We start from the raw sequence: 18465 nt of genomic DNA on the forward strand, positions 1-18465 counted from the left end.
TTTACTCCTTTTCTTTTTGTAAGTAATAGTCAATTGCTTTGGCGACTCCAGCATTATTATTAGTATCAGTGATGTATTCCGCTAAAGCTTTAATTTCTGGCTCTGCATTCCCCATTGCTACCCCATGACCGGCTTTTTCAATCATAGCCAAATCATTGAGCTGGTCTCCAATTGCAACCATATCAGCGGTATCGATATTTAAAACCTGGCTTAGCTGGTCTAAGGCATAACCTTTATCAATCCCCTGTGCCATGATTTCTAATTGGAAGGGATATGACCGTGAGAGGGAAAACTCTGCCATCAAGTCTGGATCCATTTTTCCTAACTGTTGTTCTAAATAATCTGCTTCAACTGTCACTACCAATTTATTAAAGCGGTGGTCAGCAGCAAATTGATTAAAATCTGCATGGGTTGCTGGTGCTGACGAGACCTTACCCACATAAAACGAAGGATGACCTTCAGGATAGCTAGCGGGTTCGTATACCCAATCCGAATCAATAATATTAAAAGGGATTTGTAAGCGTTCAGTTTCAGCATACCAACGAAGCATATCTGCCTGACTAATTGTTTTCTCACTAAGAACCTGGCCCGACACAGCTTTACGAATCTGCCCCCCATTAAAGACAGCAACCAAATCATGATCAGTAAAGCCTAATTGATCAACTATGGGTTTTACTGCTGTATATGGGCGGCCCGTACAGAGCACCACCCGAACTCCTGCCGCTTGAGCGCGGTGGATAGCTTTAATATTTTCTAAAGGTATTTCTTTTTGATCATTGACCAAGGTGCCGTCAAGATCGATAGCGATTAATTTTATCATTTAGCGAGTTCCTCTTTCTTGTATTTCTTCTATTGCTTCGGTTAATTTAACTGAGGCTAGCTTAGAAACCCCAGATTGCTCCATAGTCACTCCGTATAAAACATCCGCCGATTCCATGGTTCCCTTCCGATGGGTAATGACAATGAACTGAGTCTGGTCGGTAAAACTTTGAATATATTCACCATAGCGAAAGACATTGGCATCATCTAAGGCTGCTTCTACTTCGTCCAAAATCACAAATGGAACTGGTTTGACTTCTAAGATGGCAAATAACAAGGCAATAGCCGTCAAAGCTCTCTCACCACCTGATAACAAGGCTAAATGTTGTTTTTTCTTGCCGGGTGGCTGGGCGATTATGTCTACACCCGTAGTTAATAGGTTATCTGGTTGGGTCAACTCTAATTGGGCTTGACCTCCAGAGAAAAGCCGTCTAAAGGTCAATTGGAACTGTTCATTAATGACTTTAAAGGTTTGTCCAAAGCGTTTAATGACTTCTTGATCCATTTCATCCATGGTCTCTTGTAATTGAGCCATGGCTGCTAATAGATCTTCCTCTTGTTCGACTAACAAATCATAACGATCTGCTAGCTGGTCATAGTCTTCAATCGCATTTAAGTTAATCGGACCCAAGCTTTGAATATCCACTTTAAGTTGCTTAATCGTCGCTAAAACAGCCTTCTCATCTTCAACCGGTTTAGATAATTCTTGGGCCGCTTCAAAGGACAATTGATACTCTTGGTTTAGGTATAAGAGTTGGTTATCAATCGTCACCTGAATTTGATCAATCCTTGCTTCTAAGCGGGCTTGTTCTTTAAATTTAGCTTGATTATCCTGCAAGAGTGTCTGTAACTGAGATTCTGCCTCACGTATGGTCTGACTCAGTGCTTTCCGTTCCTGCCGCATACTTTCTAACTCCTCTGGTAATTGGTCAGATACGTCCTGATACTGAGCTAAATCTGCTTCTTGCTGAGCTAAATCTTCTTTTAAACTCATTAGATTGGCTTGGTAACTTGCTTCTTGAGCTTTAAATTGGCTTTGAGTCTGTAAGAAAGCTTGCAATTCTTGTTCTAATTGTTTCAGTTGCGCATTTACCTGGTCTAAATCGTATTCTTTTAAATTAATATCAGTTTTTAATTGAAAAATATCCTGGTTCAGTACTTGCGCTTTATTTTGTCTATCTTCTTGACTAGAATTAAATTTTTGCAATCGAGCTTGTAATTGTTGGCTTTCAACTTGAACTTGCTTTAATTTTTCTTGCGCCTCTAGTAAGGCGGCTTTATCTTCTTTCAAGGTAATGCTTGCTTGTTGGAATTCATCCTCAAGAATAATTTGTCGGTCACCTAATCGCTGAAATTCTTCCTGTTTCTGGGCTAAACTTTGTTTTAAATACTGCAATTCTAGCGAGGTTTCCTGTAATTGCTGACGATTTTGGTTGTATTCAGTTTCTAAGTTTTTTAAGCTCTGATTTAATGCTTGGTTTTCTCGGTCTAATACTTGTAGCTTTTCAGAATCTTTTTGGTTTTGACTTTTTATTGCTTTTAACTGTCCTTCTCTTTCGAGTACCGATTCTTGACGATTCTTATTTCGTCCTCCTGTAACCGCCCCACCCGCTTGAATCATTTCACCTTCAAGGGTGACAATCCGAATCTTTTGGTTTAGAGCTCGAGCTAGATTTTGTGCATTTGCTAGGGTATCCACCACAACAGTAGTACCCAATTGACTTTCAATAATGGCACGATATTGGTCATCCGTCTTTACGAGTTGACTCGCAATATCAACAAAACCCTGACTGCGCTGGGCAGTTTGATATAAATGACTGGCTAAGGAACGACTCCGAATATTACTTAAGGGTAGGAAGGTTGCCCGGCCTGCTTTTTGTTTTTTTAGGTAAGCAACTGCCTGACCTGCTGCTTGATCATTAGTAACAACAATATTTTGTAAGCCAGCCCCGAGAGCTGTATCGATGGCAATTTGATAGCTTGCTTCAACTTGAATTAAATCAGCTAAAGTCCCATGAATCCCATCTAATTGGCTTTGGGCCTGCATAACTGCCCTCACCCCAGCATAGAAGCCCACATATTGAACTTGCATCTGACTTAGGTGTTGTTCTTGGCTTTTATTTTGCCGATACTTTTGTAAGAAATCTTCGTAGTCTTTTATTTTTTTAGCTTGGGCTTGTTTTAGGCTTTGATAATTAGCTTGACTTGCTTGAATTTTCTCTCGATAAGTAATTTCTTTCGCTTCAAGTTGGTGCAATTTACTCTCTTCAGCCGTAATTTGTTCACCCTGTTGAGCCTTTGCTGCTTTTATATCATCCAGCCTAGTCTGGAAAGATTGATTCTTTACTTCAATTCCTTCAACTTCCTGTTTATATTGTTGTATTTTATTCTTATAATCCGCTTCTGATTGATAGATTTGAAAAATTTCATTCCGTAACTGGTCTGAAACCTGGCTTTGATCTCCGGTCAAAGCTAAATAATCTTGGTTTAAAGGTTCTAATTTAGTATGTAAGTCTGCCAATATACTTTCTAAGTCATTCCGTTTTTGAATTAACTCTTGGCGTTTTTCAATTAACTGGGAATTACTGGCTTCTTCTTTGTCGAAATTCGCTTGACGATCTGCTTGGCGGTCACCAAGGTTTGAAATTTTCGTTTGAAGAATTTGAATCTGACTTTCTAGAGCTTGTTTCTTTTGGGAACTTTCAAAATACTCATGCCGAGTAGCCTCTATCGTCTGAGTCATCGTTTCTAACTGGTCTTTATCATCTTTAATCCCATTTTGCAAAGTTTGAATATCTGCTTCTAGTTGATTAAGAACCAAGTTGATAGCTTTTAATTGGCTTTCAAATTCAGCCCATTGATTTTTAGCTAACTTTATCTGCAGACTATACAAGGAAATTTCTAATTCTTTTAATATCTGACTTTTTTCTAAATAGATTAGGGCTTTATCTTTTTGCTTGGCCAAAGGGTCTAACTGTTGCTTTAATTCATGAATAATATCTTTTACCCGGTTTAAATTGTCCTGGGATTTTGTTAGTTTACGCTCAGCTTCATTCTTGCGGTATTGATATTTTTGAACGCCTGCGGCCTCTTCAAAAATGGTCCGTCTTTCTTCGGGTTTATTTAAAAAGATTTGTTCTACTTGACCTTGGGAAATAATTGAAAAAGAATTTTTCCCTAGACCTGAGTCCAGAAGCAAGTCAACAATGTCTTTTAAACGCACAGTTTCATTATTAATAGTATAGGAAGAATCGCCATTTCGATTATAAGAGCGAGCTATAGCAATCTCACTATAATCCGAATCAAGATAATGGTCTTCATTATTCAAGACCAAGGTTACTTTAGCAATATTGACTGCTTTACGGTCTTGGGTTCCATTAAAAATAACATCTTCCATCTTACTGCCTCGTAAGGACTTAGCAGATTGTTCTCCTAAGACCCACCTAATGGCTTCAGATAAATTAGATTTTCCTGACCCATTTGGCCCAACCACTGCAGTCATTCCTTGGTCAAATTCAATCACCGTCTTGTCCGCAAAAGATTTAAAGCCGGTCATTTCAACTCTACTTAAGTGCATACTTACAATTTACCTTTCTCGTCCATCGCTTCTAATGCCGCCTCAGCGGCTGCCATCTGAGCGGATTTCTTACTATACCCTTGTCCTTGACTTACTAATTGATCATCAAGATAGAGGGCCACTACAAAGAGACGGTGATGGGCCGGTCCCTCTTCCTTAATAAGACGGTAATCAATATTAACGGGTCCTTGGCTCTGAACTTTTTCTTGAAAAAGAGTTTTATAATCAATGTTAATCACTTTAATAATTTGAAGATGGGGTTTTAACAAAGCTTGTTGCAAAAATTCTGTCACTCGTGCAAAACCTTGGTCTAGATATATCGCACCTAAAAAGGCTTCAAAAGCATCTGACACAATAGAATCCCGGAATCGTCCGCCTGAAGCCTCTTCACCCTTCCCTAATTGAATCAATTGGTCCAATTGGTATTTACGTGCAACCAAAGCTAAGGAAGGCTCTTTAACTAGTTGAGCACGCATCCGGGTTAACTGTCCTTCTGGTTTATCGGGATAGGTATTAAAAAGAAAATCAGAAGTAATTAATTCCAGGACCGCATCACCGAGAAACTCTAGACGCTCATTATCTTTCAATTTTTCTTTAGCATGCTCATTGGCATAAGAAGTGTGACAAAAAGCTGTTTGTAAGATTTCTATATTAGTAAATGTTATCCCAGTATTTTTTTGAATTATATCTGCGATTTTTTCCATGATATCCCTCAATTCTCTGTTCTTTATTTTACCCTACTTAGCTAAGTCAAGCAAAGTATATTCCATAATGAAGGACTATTGTTAGCTTTGAAACTTATGCTAATGAAGATATGGATTATTTAATGGCACAAAAAAAGGATAGACTTTCTGTCCATCCTTTCAAATTTAGTAGAGAATTATTCAGCTTGTGGTTTGTCAGATAATAATTTAATTTCAGACCATTCTAAGTCAGAACCAGTCTTGATATCATATTGACTCACCCGTTTGTTTACCGCAGTTAATTCTTGACGGAATAAGGTTGGGATAGCTGGCACTTCATCAATGAAGTATGCTTGCCAATCATTGAAAGCTTTCACACGGAAGTCTTTATCGAAGGCTTCGTCTGAGTTAATGGCAGCCAATAATTTATCATTTTCTTCAGAAGCAAAACGAGTGTAGTTAAATGGAGAATTACGGCCCCATAGACCTGTTGGGTTAGGGTCACCACCAGTACCAAAAGCACCTTGGTAAACATCAATACCTTCATCGTTGGCTTCAACACGTTCATAGAAGGAGTTCATTTCCATTAATTTACCATCAGTTAATTCAACCTTAATACCCACTTGTTGCCAAGCTTGGATATAATATTGAGCCAATGGTTCTGCAGTTTCACCACCAGACATTGAAGCAAAATGAAGAGTAAATTCATTTCCATCTGGATCTTCAACGAATCCATCCCCATTTTTATCAACAAAACCAGCATCTGCTAACAATTGTTTAGCTTTTTCTGGATCATAATGGTAACCTTCTTGGTCAGCGTTGTTGTAATCCTTGAAGAATGAAGGAATATGAGAATTCGCATTCATACGGAGGCCATGATAGAATTCAGCACCAACAGCATCATTATCCATAGCATAAGCCATAGCTTGACGAAGAGCCTTGTTAGCAGTCAGTTTAGTATCATCGTAAACTACTTCGCCTTTTTCTTCATCCCAAGTACCTAAGTTAAAGCCGATATAAGTATAAGCATTTGAAACTTGACCTAAAACATCAAAGTTCTTAGCGTCTTTGAAGGTTTCATATTGGTCAGCTGGTAATGAGGCGATATCATAGTTTCCGGCTTTCATCTCTTGGATAATTGTTGATGGGTTAACAATTTCTACTGTAACTCCGTCAAGAGCTGGTGCACCACGATAGTAATCATCATTACGTACAAAGGTTACCGCTTCACCAGGAGTGATTTTATCTACCTTGAACGGACCAAAACCAACTAAGTTGGAACGAACTGCATCTGAATCTTCTTGTTCAGCAATTGGAATATCTTTAAAGATATGTTCTGGTTCAATATAAGCAGAAACGCCACCACCGGCTTGTAACATTGAGTTAGAGAAAGTCTTATAGTGGACTACTAAAGTATAATCATCCACACGTTCTAGACCTGAAATTTCTTCAGCATCCCCATTATGATATTCTTCCATACCTTCGACGTTCATGAAATCTTCACCATAACGAATTCCAGTGTAGTCTTTATTCCCTACAACATAGTAAGGATAGATTACATCATCAATGGTTACGTCCTCACCATCATGCCATTTAACCCCTTCAGGAATAGTAATTTTTACTGTTTTATCATCTTTATTAAATTCAACATCAGCAAAACCTGAGTTATCGATGGTAAAGTTTTCATCATACCCGAATAAAGACTCAGCGAATAAGTTAATGACTGCAATATCAGGATTTGAAGAATAATACATATTGTTGAAGACACCTGGGAAAGTCGTATCAGAAACTAAAGCTTGTTTTAAAATTCCACCTTCAATCGCTTCACCCTCATGTTTTACATCAGTTGAGAATGTAGGTGCATCTCCTTCAGCTAGAACACTTGCAAGATTAATATTAGGAATAACAGATAAAAGTGCCAGAACAGCTGACATTGGTTTCAATAAGGTCTTTTTCATTTTGTTTCCCCTTCTCATTTAAAATTAATATAAAATTATAATACCTATAAAAATAAAAACTTAAAATTTCAAGTCCTTTTTTTAATTTCTTTTTAATATTAAATCGTTTTTTTATCCTAAAAAAAGAATTTTACTTAAATAAAAACACATTTAATGAGAAAAAATCAAATTTTAAAACAAAAACAAGAGGCTTTTTAAGACCTCTTGTTTCTATCGTATCTATTTTTTTACTCAGCAATTGGACTATCCGCTAATAGTTTTACTTGTGACCATTCTAGATCATTACCAATAGTAATATCCCAATTACTTACCCGATTGTTCACGGCTGTTAATTCTTGACGGAACATAGTTGGAATAGAAGGAATTTCTTCCATCATGTATTTTTGCCAATCATAATACATTTTTTGACGAGTCTTAGCATCAAAAGCCTCTGGTGAAGACATTTGTTCTAAGAACTTGTCGTTTTCTCCAGAACCCCAACGAGCATAGTTAAATGGTTCTGACCGACCCCATAAACCACGTGGATTAGGATCACCCCCAACACCCATGGCTGCTTGATAAATATCAATATTTTCATCATCATTTTGAATACGATCATAGAAGGAATTCATTTCCATAAGTTTGCCATCGGTTAATTCAACATGGATTCCAACTTGTTGCCAAGATTGGATATAATATTGAGCCAATGGTTCTGCTGTTTCGCCACCAGACATTGAAGCAAAATGAAGGGTAAATTCATTGCCATTTGGATCTTCTACGAAGCCATCGTTATTTGTGTCTTTAAAGCCTGCATCAGCTAAAAGTTGTTTTGCTTTATCAGGATTAAATTCATAGCCCTTTTGATCTGGATTATTGTAATCTTTGAAGTTAGGGGTAATGTGTGAGTTAGCTGCAATCCGAATACCTTGATAAAATTCTTGGGTTACCGCTGCATTATCAATAGCATAAGCCATGGCTTGACGTAAGGCTTTATTATTTACGATTTTAGAATCGTCCATCTTAATTTCGCCCTTTTCATCATCCCAAGTACCAAACTTAAAGGCGATATAAGTATAGGTATTAGCCAAGACACCTAAGGTTTTAAAGTTTTTAGCATCTTTAAAGGTTTCATATTGATCAGATGGTAAAGATGCCACGTCATAATGACCAGCTTTTAACTCTGCAACGATGGTTGATGGGTTTACAATTTCCATAGTCACAGAATCGACTGCAGCTAGATCTTTATAGTAATTATCATTTCTAACAAATTTTACGGCTTCACCTGGTGTAATTGATTCAACCTTGAATGGGCCAAAGCCAACTGGCATCTTCCGAACTGGTTCAGAATCTTCCATATCTTTAACTTCAATGTCTTTAAAGATATGTTCAGGCTCCATATAAGCTGAGATTCCCCCTCCGGCTTGAAGCATAGATGGAGAAAATTCTTTGTAATGAACCGTTAATGTATAGTCATCCACGCGTTCAAGACCAGAAATTTCTTCGCTTTCACCATTGTGGTATTCTTCCATACCTTCAACATTTTCATAGTCAGCCCCATAACGAATACCAGCATAGTCCTTATGACCAATTACATAGTAAGGGAAAATAACGTCATCGATGGTAATCGGTTCACCATCATCCCATTTTTGATCCTTAGGAATAGTAATCGTCACTTGCTTGTTATCTTGATCAATATCAATATCAGCAAATCCTGATGAATCGACTTCAAAGTTTTCGTTATAACCAATAATTCCTGGGTTAAACATTGAAATTACTTGAGAGTCAGTAGAATCTGAATAAAACATGCTATTGAACACACCAGCAAAAGTTGAGCCAGACATAACCGCGTATTTCAAGTCACCGCCTTCAATGGCATCTCCTTTATTTTCAACTTTTGAGTCAAAAATTTTAGCATCTTCTTGGGCTGCCACGTGATTTAACGCCAATGGACTTAGACTAGCTACCAAGGATAAAACTGCCGTACTGGCGGCAAATGACTTGATAAGTGATTTTTTCATGTAATTCCTCCATCTTTCTTTTCCTTAATAATGATAAGGACATTGAAATTTATTAAGTAAATTATAACATAAAGGTCACTTTTTTCAAAAAATTCTCTCATAAATTTTAATAAAAATTTTATATAAGAAACTATATTAAATCAATATTATAAAGGTAAAAAAATAATTAAAAATTATTGTTTATAATTAAATGTTTTACAATTCAACTAATTTTTTTCAAATTTTATTAATCGAATGATAACCTGTTCAATCAAAAAAAGCCTGACAGTTAATTACTGTCAGACTTTTCTGATAACTATAAATTATCCAATCCGTTGTCTTGAGTCGAATGCTCTTTGCATTGCTTGACCAATATAAGATATAGATAACATTAGAACTAGGATTAAAATAACAGCTGGTAACCATACCCACCATTTATTTTGAATAACATCAGGATTTGATGCAGTCGAGATGAGAGTACCTAGTGAAGGTGTCCCGAATGGAAGACCAAAACCTAGGAAAGAAAGTCCAGTTTCCACACCAATATTTCCTGCAAAGTTCAAGGTCAAATATGTAATAATTAATGAAGATAAGTTAGGCATAACTTCCATATACATAATCTTCCAATCCCGGGTACCCATCGTTTTGGATGCCGAAACATAATCTTTCGAACCTTCAGATAAGGTTGCAGTCCGGAAAAGACGTGCATTCCCTACCCAATAAAAGGCAGAAAGCAGGATGATTAAGGTCCACATATTAAAACGAGGAATAATGGTTACAATTACAATGATAATCATCATAATTGGTAGCACCATCAAGAAGTCGATAATACGCATTACGATATCATCTACGATACCACCGTAATACCCAGCCATAATCCCAATAGCTATCCCAATGACTGAAGTGAAAATGGTCACCATGAAACCAATAAACAAGGAATTACGGGTACCAATTACGAGTAAGGTCAAAATATCTTGACCCCCTTCATTGGAACCAAGTAGATAACCATCCACACCGGGTTCTTTATAACGTCCAAATAAGTTAACAACTTGGGCCTTTGTTTCATCCATAAAGAATGGTGCAATAAAAGCAAATAGTACAATTGCAACTAAAATAAACAGTGAAAACATAGCCACCTTATCATGTAAGAATTCACGAACAATCACTTCGAGTCCCATAGGTGGTTTGGATTCAAATTCTTCCAATTGACCAACGACTTGTTCTTCAACTGGAACTGGTTCTTGAGGATTCATTTCCATTGTTATATACCTCCTATCGAATTCTAATTCGTGGATCCACGAAAATCATAATAATATCTGAGAGTAAGGTTCCTAATAGGGTCATAAATCCAAATAACAAGACCAAGGTGGTCATGACAGCAAAGTCACGTCCAGTAATAGAAGTAATAAATAATTGCCCCATTCCTTGATAAGTAAAGATTTGTTCTGTAATAACTGACCCTGAAATCAATCCCGTAATGGTGTACCCCATTCCTTGAGCAATTGGTAAGATTGAATTTCGGAAGATATGACGACTATAAATTGTACTTTCAGGCACCCCTTTAGCCCGGGCAGTTCTCACATAATCTTGTGACTTAGCATCAATAACCCCTGAACGTAAGTACTGGATAATCCCCGTCGTACTTAATAATCCAATCGTAACAGCAGGTAGAATCATGTGGTGCAAACGAGAAAGAAAGTATTGCATGGTTCCAGGTTCAAGACCTGAACCAACAGTACCCCGAGTAGGTACCCATCCTAAGGTATAACCGAAAATCCATAACATAAGTAGACCGGCAACAAAAGACGGAATGGCATATGTAAAGAAGTTATAAATATTAACTACACGGTCAAAGAATGTATTTTGATACCGGCCGGCTAATAATCCAAGCGGAAGTCCCACAGCATAAGTAATAATTGTCATAAAGAGTGACAAGGAAACGGTTGGCACGATCCGTTGTCCGATTGCTTGGGTCACGGGCATTTTTTGTGACCATGAACGACCAAAGTCACCATGGAAGGCAGCGGTCATCCAATCAATATACCGTTCAGGCCATGATTTATTTAAACCGAGTGATTCGCGCATGGCTTCAATTTGAGCTGCTGAGATAGTTGGATCAATTAAACCAGTCAAGGCATCCCCAGGCATCAATGAACCAAGGATAAAGACCACAATACTCAAAAGAAAGACTTGTGGAATCATCAGGATTAACCGTCTTAATATTGTTTTCCACATAACTAAATTCCCCCTTCTTGAATAATTGACATGTCATTCAATGCCACTTTGTGGTTATCATTTAGACTTTGAAGATCATAAACACGACCTTCTGGTGAGAAGAATTGAGCACCTTCAGCATGGAATTCAGTTTCAACTTCTTGACGAATCCGTTTATTTTCTTCACGCATATTAGGATCAATTTGAGGAATAGCAGAAAGCAAACGACGTGTATAAATATGTTGAGGATTATGATAAATCTCATCACTATCGCCGTATTCAGTGAAACGTCCCCGGTACATAATCGCAATCTCATCACACATGTGCTTTACAACACCGAGGTCATGAGAGATAAATAGATATGAAACATTAAATTCATCTTGAATCTGTTTCATAAAGTTAAGTACTTGGGCTTGTACTGACAAGTCTAGGGCTGAAACCGGTTCATCGGCAATCACTAATTTAGGATTCAAGGCTACTGCCCGAGCAACCCCAATCCGTTGCCGTTGACCACCAGAGAACTGATGGGGATACTTGTAAAGAGCATCTTCAGTTAAACCAACGATTTCCAACAATTCAATGGATCGTTTCTTTTCTTCTGCCGCCGTCATATTAGTGAAGTTCCGTAAAGGTTCAGACATGATATCTATAATCCGGCGTTTGGGATTAAATGATGACATGGCATCTTGGAAGATCATTTGAACATTTTGACGGTATTCAGACCGACGTTTACGCGCTTGTTTTGATACTTCTTCGCCTTTATAGAAAATTTGACCGTCGGTGATTTTTTCTAAACCAATAATAGCTTTACCTATCGTTGATTTACCAGAACCAGATTCACCTACAAGACCGTAGGTTTTTCCTTCTTCAAAGTGAAGATCTACGCCATCAACGGCATAAACGTAATCAGTAATCCGATTGAAGAAGCCTGACCGAATTGGATAATGGACTTTTAAATTTTTAACTGTGATTAATTCTTCAGCCATCTTATGCCTCCTCATCTGGGAAATAGAAATGTTCATGACAAGTACATCTTACCCAATGTCCAGGTTCTACCTCATGTAATGATGGATTTTCTTCATGAACATGTTCTGGAATCCAAGGCGTCCGGTCAGCAAAACGACATCCGGTCCGTTTCATTTTAGTAATATTTGGAACAGATCCTTGAATTACGTGTAATTCTCCAGTTTCATCATCGACCATATCATTTGATTGCGGAATAGAACGTAAAAGAGAACGTGTATATGGATGTTTAGGATTATTAAATAAATCATGTACTTCAGCGATTTCAACAAATTGACCCGCATACATTACAGCAACGCGATCAGCAGTCTCTGCAACCACACCTAAATCATGGGTGATTAAAATAATCCCAGATTCAGTTTCTTCTTGAATTTGGTTTAACAAGTCCAAAATTTGTGCTTGGATTGTTACATCCAAGGCAGTGGTTGGTTCGTCTGCAATAATAATATTCGGTTTTGCTGCCAAAGCAATCGCAATGATAACCCGTTGCCGCATCCCACCAGATAACTCATGAGGATATTGTTTATACATCCGATTTGGATTAGCAATCCCAACTTGGTCTAATAATTCCAATGTTCTTTCTTTTCGTTGGTCTTTATTAAAATCCGTATGATAATACAAGGCTTCTTCAATTTGAGCCCCAATGGTCATTAATGGGTTTAAGGATGCCAATGGATCTTGGAAAATCATCCCAATTTCACGACCACGAATTTTTAAATAGTCACTTTCACTATAATTAATAATATCCTTGCCCTTGTATAGTATTTGACCAGTTTGTCGGGTATTTTTGGGATCATGCAAACCAACAATCGATGTAGCTAGCGTGGATTTGCCACAACCAGATTCCCCTACAATTGCTAATTTTTCATTCTTATGTAAGGTGAAGGAAACACCATCCACCGCATCATAGAATTTATCACGAATCCGGAACCCAGTATGTAAATCTTTTATCTCTAATAAGATATCTGATTGTTCCATTAATTCTCCTCCTGTACTTTTTAACAAAAAAACACTACTCACATATGTCAGCAGTGTTATCCATACATGTATTCCTTAAAATCTATTTTAATTCATCAATGTAACGCACTGCGTCACCCACATTTTTTAATGCCTCGATTTTTTCATCTTCAAATTGAATATTGAAAGTATCTTCTAATTCCATGACAAGCTCCACTACGTCAAGTGAATCAGCCCCTAGATCATCGAAGGTCATTGTTTCGGTCACAGAACCTTCGTTAACTCCGAAACGATCAACAATCATTTCTTTAACGATATCGAATGTGCTGCGATTTTCAGACATTCACGCACCTCCATATAAGAAAATATAGTGTTACCAATAGTAAACATTTTAAACGTAAAATGATAGTTTGTCTACTAGATTCTAATATTTTTAATTATTTTTTATTCAAAATGGTGGGCCATAGTTTCGATAGCACCAGACTCTAAGACTAAACGAGCTTGTCGAATCGCATTATAAAAAGCTTCTGCGTTAGAGGAACCGTGGGCTTTAATGAGAGGATGCTTAATTCCAAGTAGGACAGCCCCACCTTGTTTTGTATCATCTAATTGACCCATAGACTCTTTAAGAGCCGACTTAATCATTAAACCACCCAGTTTAGTTTGTAAATTTCCTGATTTTAAAGTTCTAGATAAGAATTTGGCAAATTCTTTAGCTGTTCCTTCCAGTGTTTTTAAGACAGCATTCCCTGTAAACCCGTCGGTTACTGCCACATCCACAATACCTGTTAATAAGTCCTTAGCTTCAATATTACCAATGAAATTAATACTTTCTTCAGATGCTAATAATTCAAATACTTCTTTAGTTAAACTACTTCCCTTGCCTGCTTCTGTGCCATTATTAATGAGTCCCACGCGTGGTGACTCAATACCGAGTACACGCTTACTATAATAAGAAGCGAGAATAGCAAATTGATGTAAATTTATCGGTTTACACTCAGCATTGGCACCGGCATCCATAAGTATAAATTGGGGATGTTCACTAGATAGGCTTGGTACAATCGGCATTAAGCCCGGTCTATCAATATTTTTTAAGCGTCCAATGACTAGAAGGCCAGAAGCTAATAAAGCACCCGTGTTTCCCGCAGAAACAATTGCTTGATTGACACCATCCTTAACTGATTGTGCCGCCATAACCATGGACGACTCTTTCTTGCGTCGTACGGCCCTTACTGGTTCATCCTCACCTGTCACTACATCCGGACTATGGTGGATACTAATCCGCTCATGATTTGAAATCAGAGATTCAAGCGAACCTTGATCACCAAATAATTCTAAAGAAATATCGTCAAAGTTAGCCAGGGCTTGTAAACAACCGTCAACAATAGCCTTTGGTGCATTGTCGCCCCCCATGGCGTCGATTGCTATTTTATACATAAATAATCCTCTTTCTTATAATTCAATCCGACTCTTCTGATTTAAACTATTTAAAATTTCTCGATCATTTTGATTCAAATCTTGATAATGTTGCAAGCACCAAGCTACATCTTGACGGGCTTGGTTTAAACTATCTGAATCTTCTATTATATTAGCATACTTAAAAGTAGGCAGGCCACTTTGTTGACGCCCTAAAACATCCCCCATGCCTCTTATTTTTAAATCAGCCTTAGATATTTGGAAGCCGTTGCTTTCATCCACCATAATTTTTAACCTAGCCTTGCCTTGGTCAGTGGTTGGATTCCCAATTAAATAACAAAACGAAGGTTGGTTGCCCCGTCCGACACGTCCACGTAATTGGTGAAGTTGGGCTAGCCCAAATCGTTCCGCCGATTGAATAATCATCATCGTCGCATTGGGAACATCAACCCCCACTTCAACCATAGTTGTGGCTACTAAGACTTGGGCTTCATTTGCTTTAAAGGCTGCCATTGTTCTTGCTTGCTGGTCCTTAGCCATTTGCCCATGCAAGATTTCAATCTGGTAATCTGGGAACACTTGATCCAGTTTAGCTTTAACATTTAAAACATTTTCCACCTGGTCCAAGTGTTCAGATTGATCAATGATTGGTAATACATAATATATTTGTTGCTCTTTGGCTAAGATTTCTTGCATATGTAGGTATAGCTTATCCACTTGTTTTTCCGAAACGAGTCGGGTCTGAATCGGTTGACGACCTGAGGGCAGCGATTGGATTGTGGACACAGACATATCGCCATAAATCGACAAAGCCAAGGACCGTGGAATCGGGGTCGCCGTCATTTGCAAGATGTTTAAGCCAGGATTTTGATCTAAAAGCAACTGACGCTGGTCTACCCCAAACCGGTGTTGTTCATCTATCACTAACAAACCCAGCTTATGAAAACTAACCGCATCTTGTATTAGAGCATGGGTACCGATAATCACTTGGTGAAAGCCCTTTTTTATTCCCAGTTGCAGTTCATTTTTTTCTTTACTTGATATCTGACTAATTAGCAAACCCGTTTGATCTTCTAAATCCGGAAAAAGATTGCAAAAATTTTGATAATGTTGTTTAGCTAAAATCTCAGTTGGAACCATCAGGGCAACCTGGTAGCCTCCAATCACCCCTGCTACCATAGCCAAGAAGGCCACAATCGTCTTGCCAGATCCCACGTCCCCTTGTAACATCCGCCGCATCGCATATGGAGCCAGTAAATCAAGGCAAATTTCATTAACAGCTTTCTTCTGATCAGAGGTTAATTCAAAGGGTAACTCCTTAATAAAATCTTTAAGTACCTCAACATCATAATAAACTTGAAGACCTTTGTCTTGTCGGTGGTTAAAAGAGGCTGTTTGTAATTGCCATTGGTAATCAAAAAACTCCTGGTAAATAATTTTACGCCGGGCTGCTTCATATTGTTTATAACTTTGAGGTTGGTGGATTCCTTGAAGCGCTGCTCTACTAGACATAAGCTGGTGACGCTCATTCAAAAAACTAGGAACCGCTTCTGGAATTAAAGGTCCATATTCTGCCAGAGCCTGGCTAATCGCTTGGACAATTAAACTTTGACGCAAGCCCTTGGTTGCAGAATATACCGGTTGGAAAATATTATCAGTTTTCTTTAAGACCTTCATTCCCATTAAAGTCTGTCGTGTTTGATCCCATTTACCGTAAATTGATTTCTCATCACTTAAAGCCACTTGCTTATTAAGGTAGGGTTGGTTAAAAAAGACCACTTGAATCACTTGATGGTCTTCCAATTCTAACCGAAAGCTTAACCGACTCCGTCTTTGGCCAAAGTAAGATACCACAGGGGGAGTAATCACCCGTCCTTTTAGTGTGACTTTCTCTTGATCCAGAATTGAAGCAAGGGGCCGCTCTTGAATATCATTAAAACGAAAGGGCAAATGGTAAAGTAAATCTGCAATTGTAACCACGCCCAACTGAGCAAAGGCTTGGACACTCTTAGGTCCGATTCCTTTCAAAACTGCTATTGAATCATTTAAAGTAGTTGGCATTCTGATAGCCCCCCTATGCCTATAATTAAAAAGCAGGTAACAAATTCTCTGCTACCTACTTTCTTATTTAATCAGCCTAAGACTATTCTACAAATAACATGTAATGATAAACGGGTTGATCTCCTTGTAAGAAATCAATTTCTAAATCTTCATAATCAGCCATGATTTGGTCTGCAACCTGATGAGCCAATGCTTCATCACCATCTTGACCAATCACTATGGTAAAGATTTCACTGTCATCATTTAGCATGGCTAGCATGGTGTCTAATAAAGTCTGTTCTAAGCTAGGCGTTGATACTTTAATTTTACCGTCAACGATTCCCATGAAATCATCTTTTTTAATTGAAACTTGGTCAATTTCAGTATCTCGAATTGAATAAGTAATTTGGCCAGAAACAACCGCTTCTAAAGCTTCGGTCATAGCCGTTTGATTTTCTTCAAGGGACATTTCTGGATTAAAAGCAATTAAACTAGCTAAACCTTGAGGAATTGAGGTTGTTTCAACAACTTTGGCTGGTTTATCGATTACTTGGCAAGCTTGCTTGGCTGCCATAATGATATTTTTATTATTTGGTAAGATTAAAATTGATTCAGCATTCAATTGTTCAATCGCCTTAACAAAATCCTCCGTCGAAGGGTTCATGGTTTGACCACCTTCTAAGACATAATCAACTCCGGAAGTTTGGAAGATATCTTTTAGACCTTGGCCAGCTGCCACTGCTACTAAAGCCACCTTCTTTTGATCTAAAACTGATAAATCAGGCATCTTTGTAATCGTGGATTGCATCGCTTCTTCTTTACGTTCTAATTCGCGCACTTGTTCACGCATATTATCAACTTTAACTTTAACTAGTTCACCATATTCTTGACCTAACTTCATGACCTTACCAGGGTTTTCAGTATGAACATGGACTTTAATAATTTCATCATCCGCCACTACTAATAAGGAGTCTCCCATTTCGTTCAGGGTTTGGCGGAATCCTTCATAGTCAAAATTCTTGTTGGTCGTTGGATTCTCACCAATCCGCACCATAATTTCAGTACAATATCCAAAAGTAATATCGTCCATTGAGATTGGATTCTCATTGGCTTCATCAAAAACTGCATGGGCATGCTGACTGGTATTAGCTTGCGCTAAATCTTCTGAAGTTAGATCTCCTTTAAGATATGCTAAGAAACCTTCATAAATCGTTAATAAACCCTTACCACCAGAATCGACTACCCCCACTTGTTTAAGAACGGGTAAAAGTTCTGGCGTTAAATCAAGTGCTTCTTGACCTGTTGCTACGATGGCTTCCATTACTTCAATAATATTATCAGTCTCTTCTGCCTTGGCTTGACCAGCTAGGGCAGATTCTCTAGCAACGGTAAGGATGGTCCCTTCCACAGGCTTCATCACTGCTTTATAGGCTGACTCTACCCCACCAATAAAAGCTTTTGCAAATAATAGGTTATCTAGTCTAGCTTCATCTTCGATTGCTTTAGAAAAACCTCTAAAAATTTGGGATAAAATCACCCCAGAATTCCCCCGGGCTCCCATCAATAAGCCCTTAGCCAATACAGCAGATAAACGCCCTACATGGCTTTCGGTTGATTTCACTAAATAATCATTACCAGAAGTAAAGGTCATATTCATATTTGTTCCTGTGTCTCCATCTGGAACTGGAAAGACATTTAAAGCATTTATTAAGTCCACATTATTAGTTAATTTTTGTGCACCTGCTTGAATCATGCCTTTGAACTCAGGTGCTTTAATCGTTTTAATTTCCAAGAATTATCCT

At 38.0% G+C, this 18465-nt stretch carries 13 protein-coding genes; all 13 read right to left on the bottom strand.

From position 1 onward, the window contains the following. Position 1: 1 nt before the first annotated feature. The 13 genes from G396_RS0100350 to G396_RS0100410 all read right to left on the bottom strand — a co-directional run bounded on the left by G396_RS0100350 (position 2) and on the right by G396_RS0100410 (position 18455). On the bottom strand, positions 2-820 hold the full coding sequence (locus G396_RS0100350; protein ID WP_028124681.1) for a Cof-type HAD-IIB family hydrolase: 819 nt from the start codon (positions 818-820) through the stop codon (positions 2-4). After that, positions 821-4396 carry a chromosome segregation protein SMC gene (gene smc / locus G396_RS0100355; protein WP_028124682.1) on the bottom strand — a complete coding sequence of 1192 codons (3576 nt, stop codon included), beginning with the start codon at positions 4394-4396 and terminating at the stop codon, positions 821-823. It abuts the gene before it with no gap. Between the two features lie 2 nt (positions 4397-4398). Next, positions 4399-5100, bottom strand: coding sequence for a ribonuclease III (rnc, locus tag G396_RS0100360; RefSeq protein WP_006418252.1), 702 nt, complete (start codon positions 5098-5100; stop codon positions 4399-4401). Between the two features lie 176 nt (positions 5101-5276). Continuing rightward, positions 5277-7037 carry an oligopeptide ABC transporter substrate-binding protein gene (locus tag G396_RS0100365; protein WP_028124683.1) on the bottom strand — a complete coding sequence of 587 codons (1761 nt, stop codon included), beginning with the start codon at positions 7035-7037 and terminating at the stop codon, positions 5277-5279. A gap of 227 nt (positions 7038-7264) precedes the next feature. Beyond that, a complete protein-coding gene (locus G396_RS0100370; RefSeq protein ID WP_028124684.1) occupies positions 7265-9034 on the bottom strand; it encodes an oligopeptide ABC transporter substrate-binding protein in 1770 nt (589 codons plus the stop codon). A gap of 302 nt (positions 9035-9336) precedes the next feature. Further along, on the bottom strand, positions 9337-10266 hold the full coding sequence (locus G396_RS0100375; RefSeq protein ID WP_100069384.1) for an ABC transporter permease: 930 nt from the start codon (positions 10264-10266) through the stop codon (positions 9337-9339). Positions 10267-10285: 19 nt separating this feature from the next. After that, positions 10286-11248 (bottom strand): oligopeptide ABC transporter permease, encoded by a 963-nt coding sequence (gene opp4B, locus G396_RS0100380; protein WP_006418432.1) that lies wholly within the window; start codon positions 11246-11248, stop codon positions 10286-10288. 2 nt (positions 11249-11250) lie between these two features. After that, the gene (locus G396_RS0100385; RefSeq protein WP_006418477.1) at positions 11251-12213 is read right to left on the bottom strand and encodes an ABC transporter ATP-binding protein; all 963 of its coding nucleotides are present in this window, start codon (positions 12211-12213) and stop codon (positions 11251-11253) included. Between the two features lies 1 nt (position 12214). Further along, a complete protein-coding gene (locus G396_RS0100390) occupies positions 12215-13228 on the bottom strand; it encodes an ABC transporter ATP-binding protein (RefSeq protein ID WP_006418499.1) in 1014 nt (337 codons plus the stop codon). A gap of 82 nt (positions 13229-13310) precedes the next feature. Then, positions 13311-13550, bottom strand: a complete 240-nt coding sequence (acpP, locus tag G396_RS0100395) for an acyl carrier protein (RefSeq protein ID WP_028124686.1) — start codon at positions 13548-13550, stop codon at positions 13311-13313. 101 nt (positions 13551-13651) lie between these two features. Then, complete coding sequence (gene plsX / locus G396_RS0100400) at positions 13652-14644, bottom strand: phosphate acyltransferase PlsX (protein WP_028124687.1); 993 nt, start codon at positions 14642-14644, stop codon at positions 13652-13654. A gap of 15 nt (positions 14645-14659) precedes the next feature. After that, entirely contained in the window at positions 14660-16684 is a 2025-nt protein-coding gene (gene recG / locus G396_RS0100405) for an ATP-dependent DNA helicase RecG (RefSeq protein ID WP_028124688.1), read from the bottom strand. Positions 16685-16766: 82 nt separating this feature from the next. Next, positions 16767-18455 carry a DAK2 domain-containing protein gene (locus G396_RS0100410; protein ID WP_028124689.1) on the bottom strand — a complete coding sequence of 563 codons (1689 nt, stop codon included), beginning with the start codon at positions 18453-18455 and terminating at the stop codon, positions 16767-16769. Positions 18456-18465: the final 10 nt, after the last annotated feature.

It is taken from the genome of Eremococcus coleocola DSM 15696 (assembly GCF_000428865.1).
GTDB classification, from domain to species: Bacteria; Bacillota; Bacilli; order Lactobacillales; family Aerococcaceae; genus Eremococcus; species Eremococcus coleocola.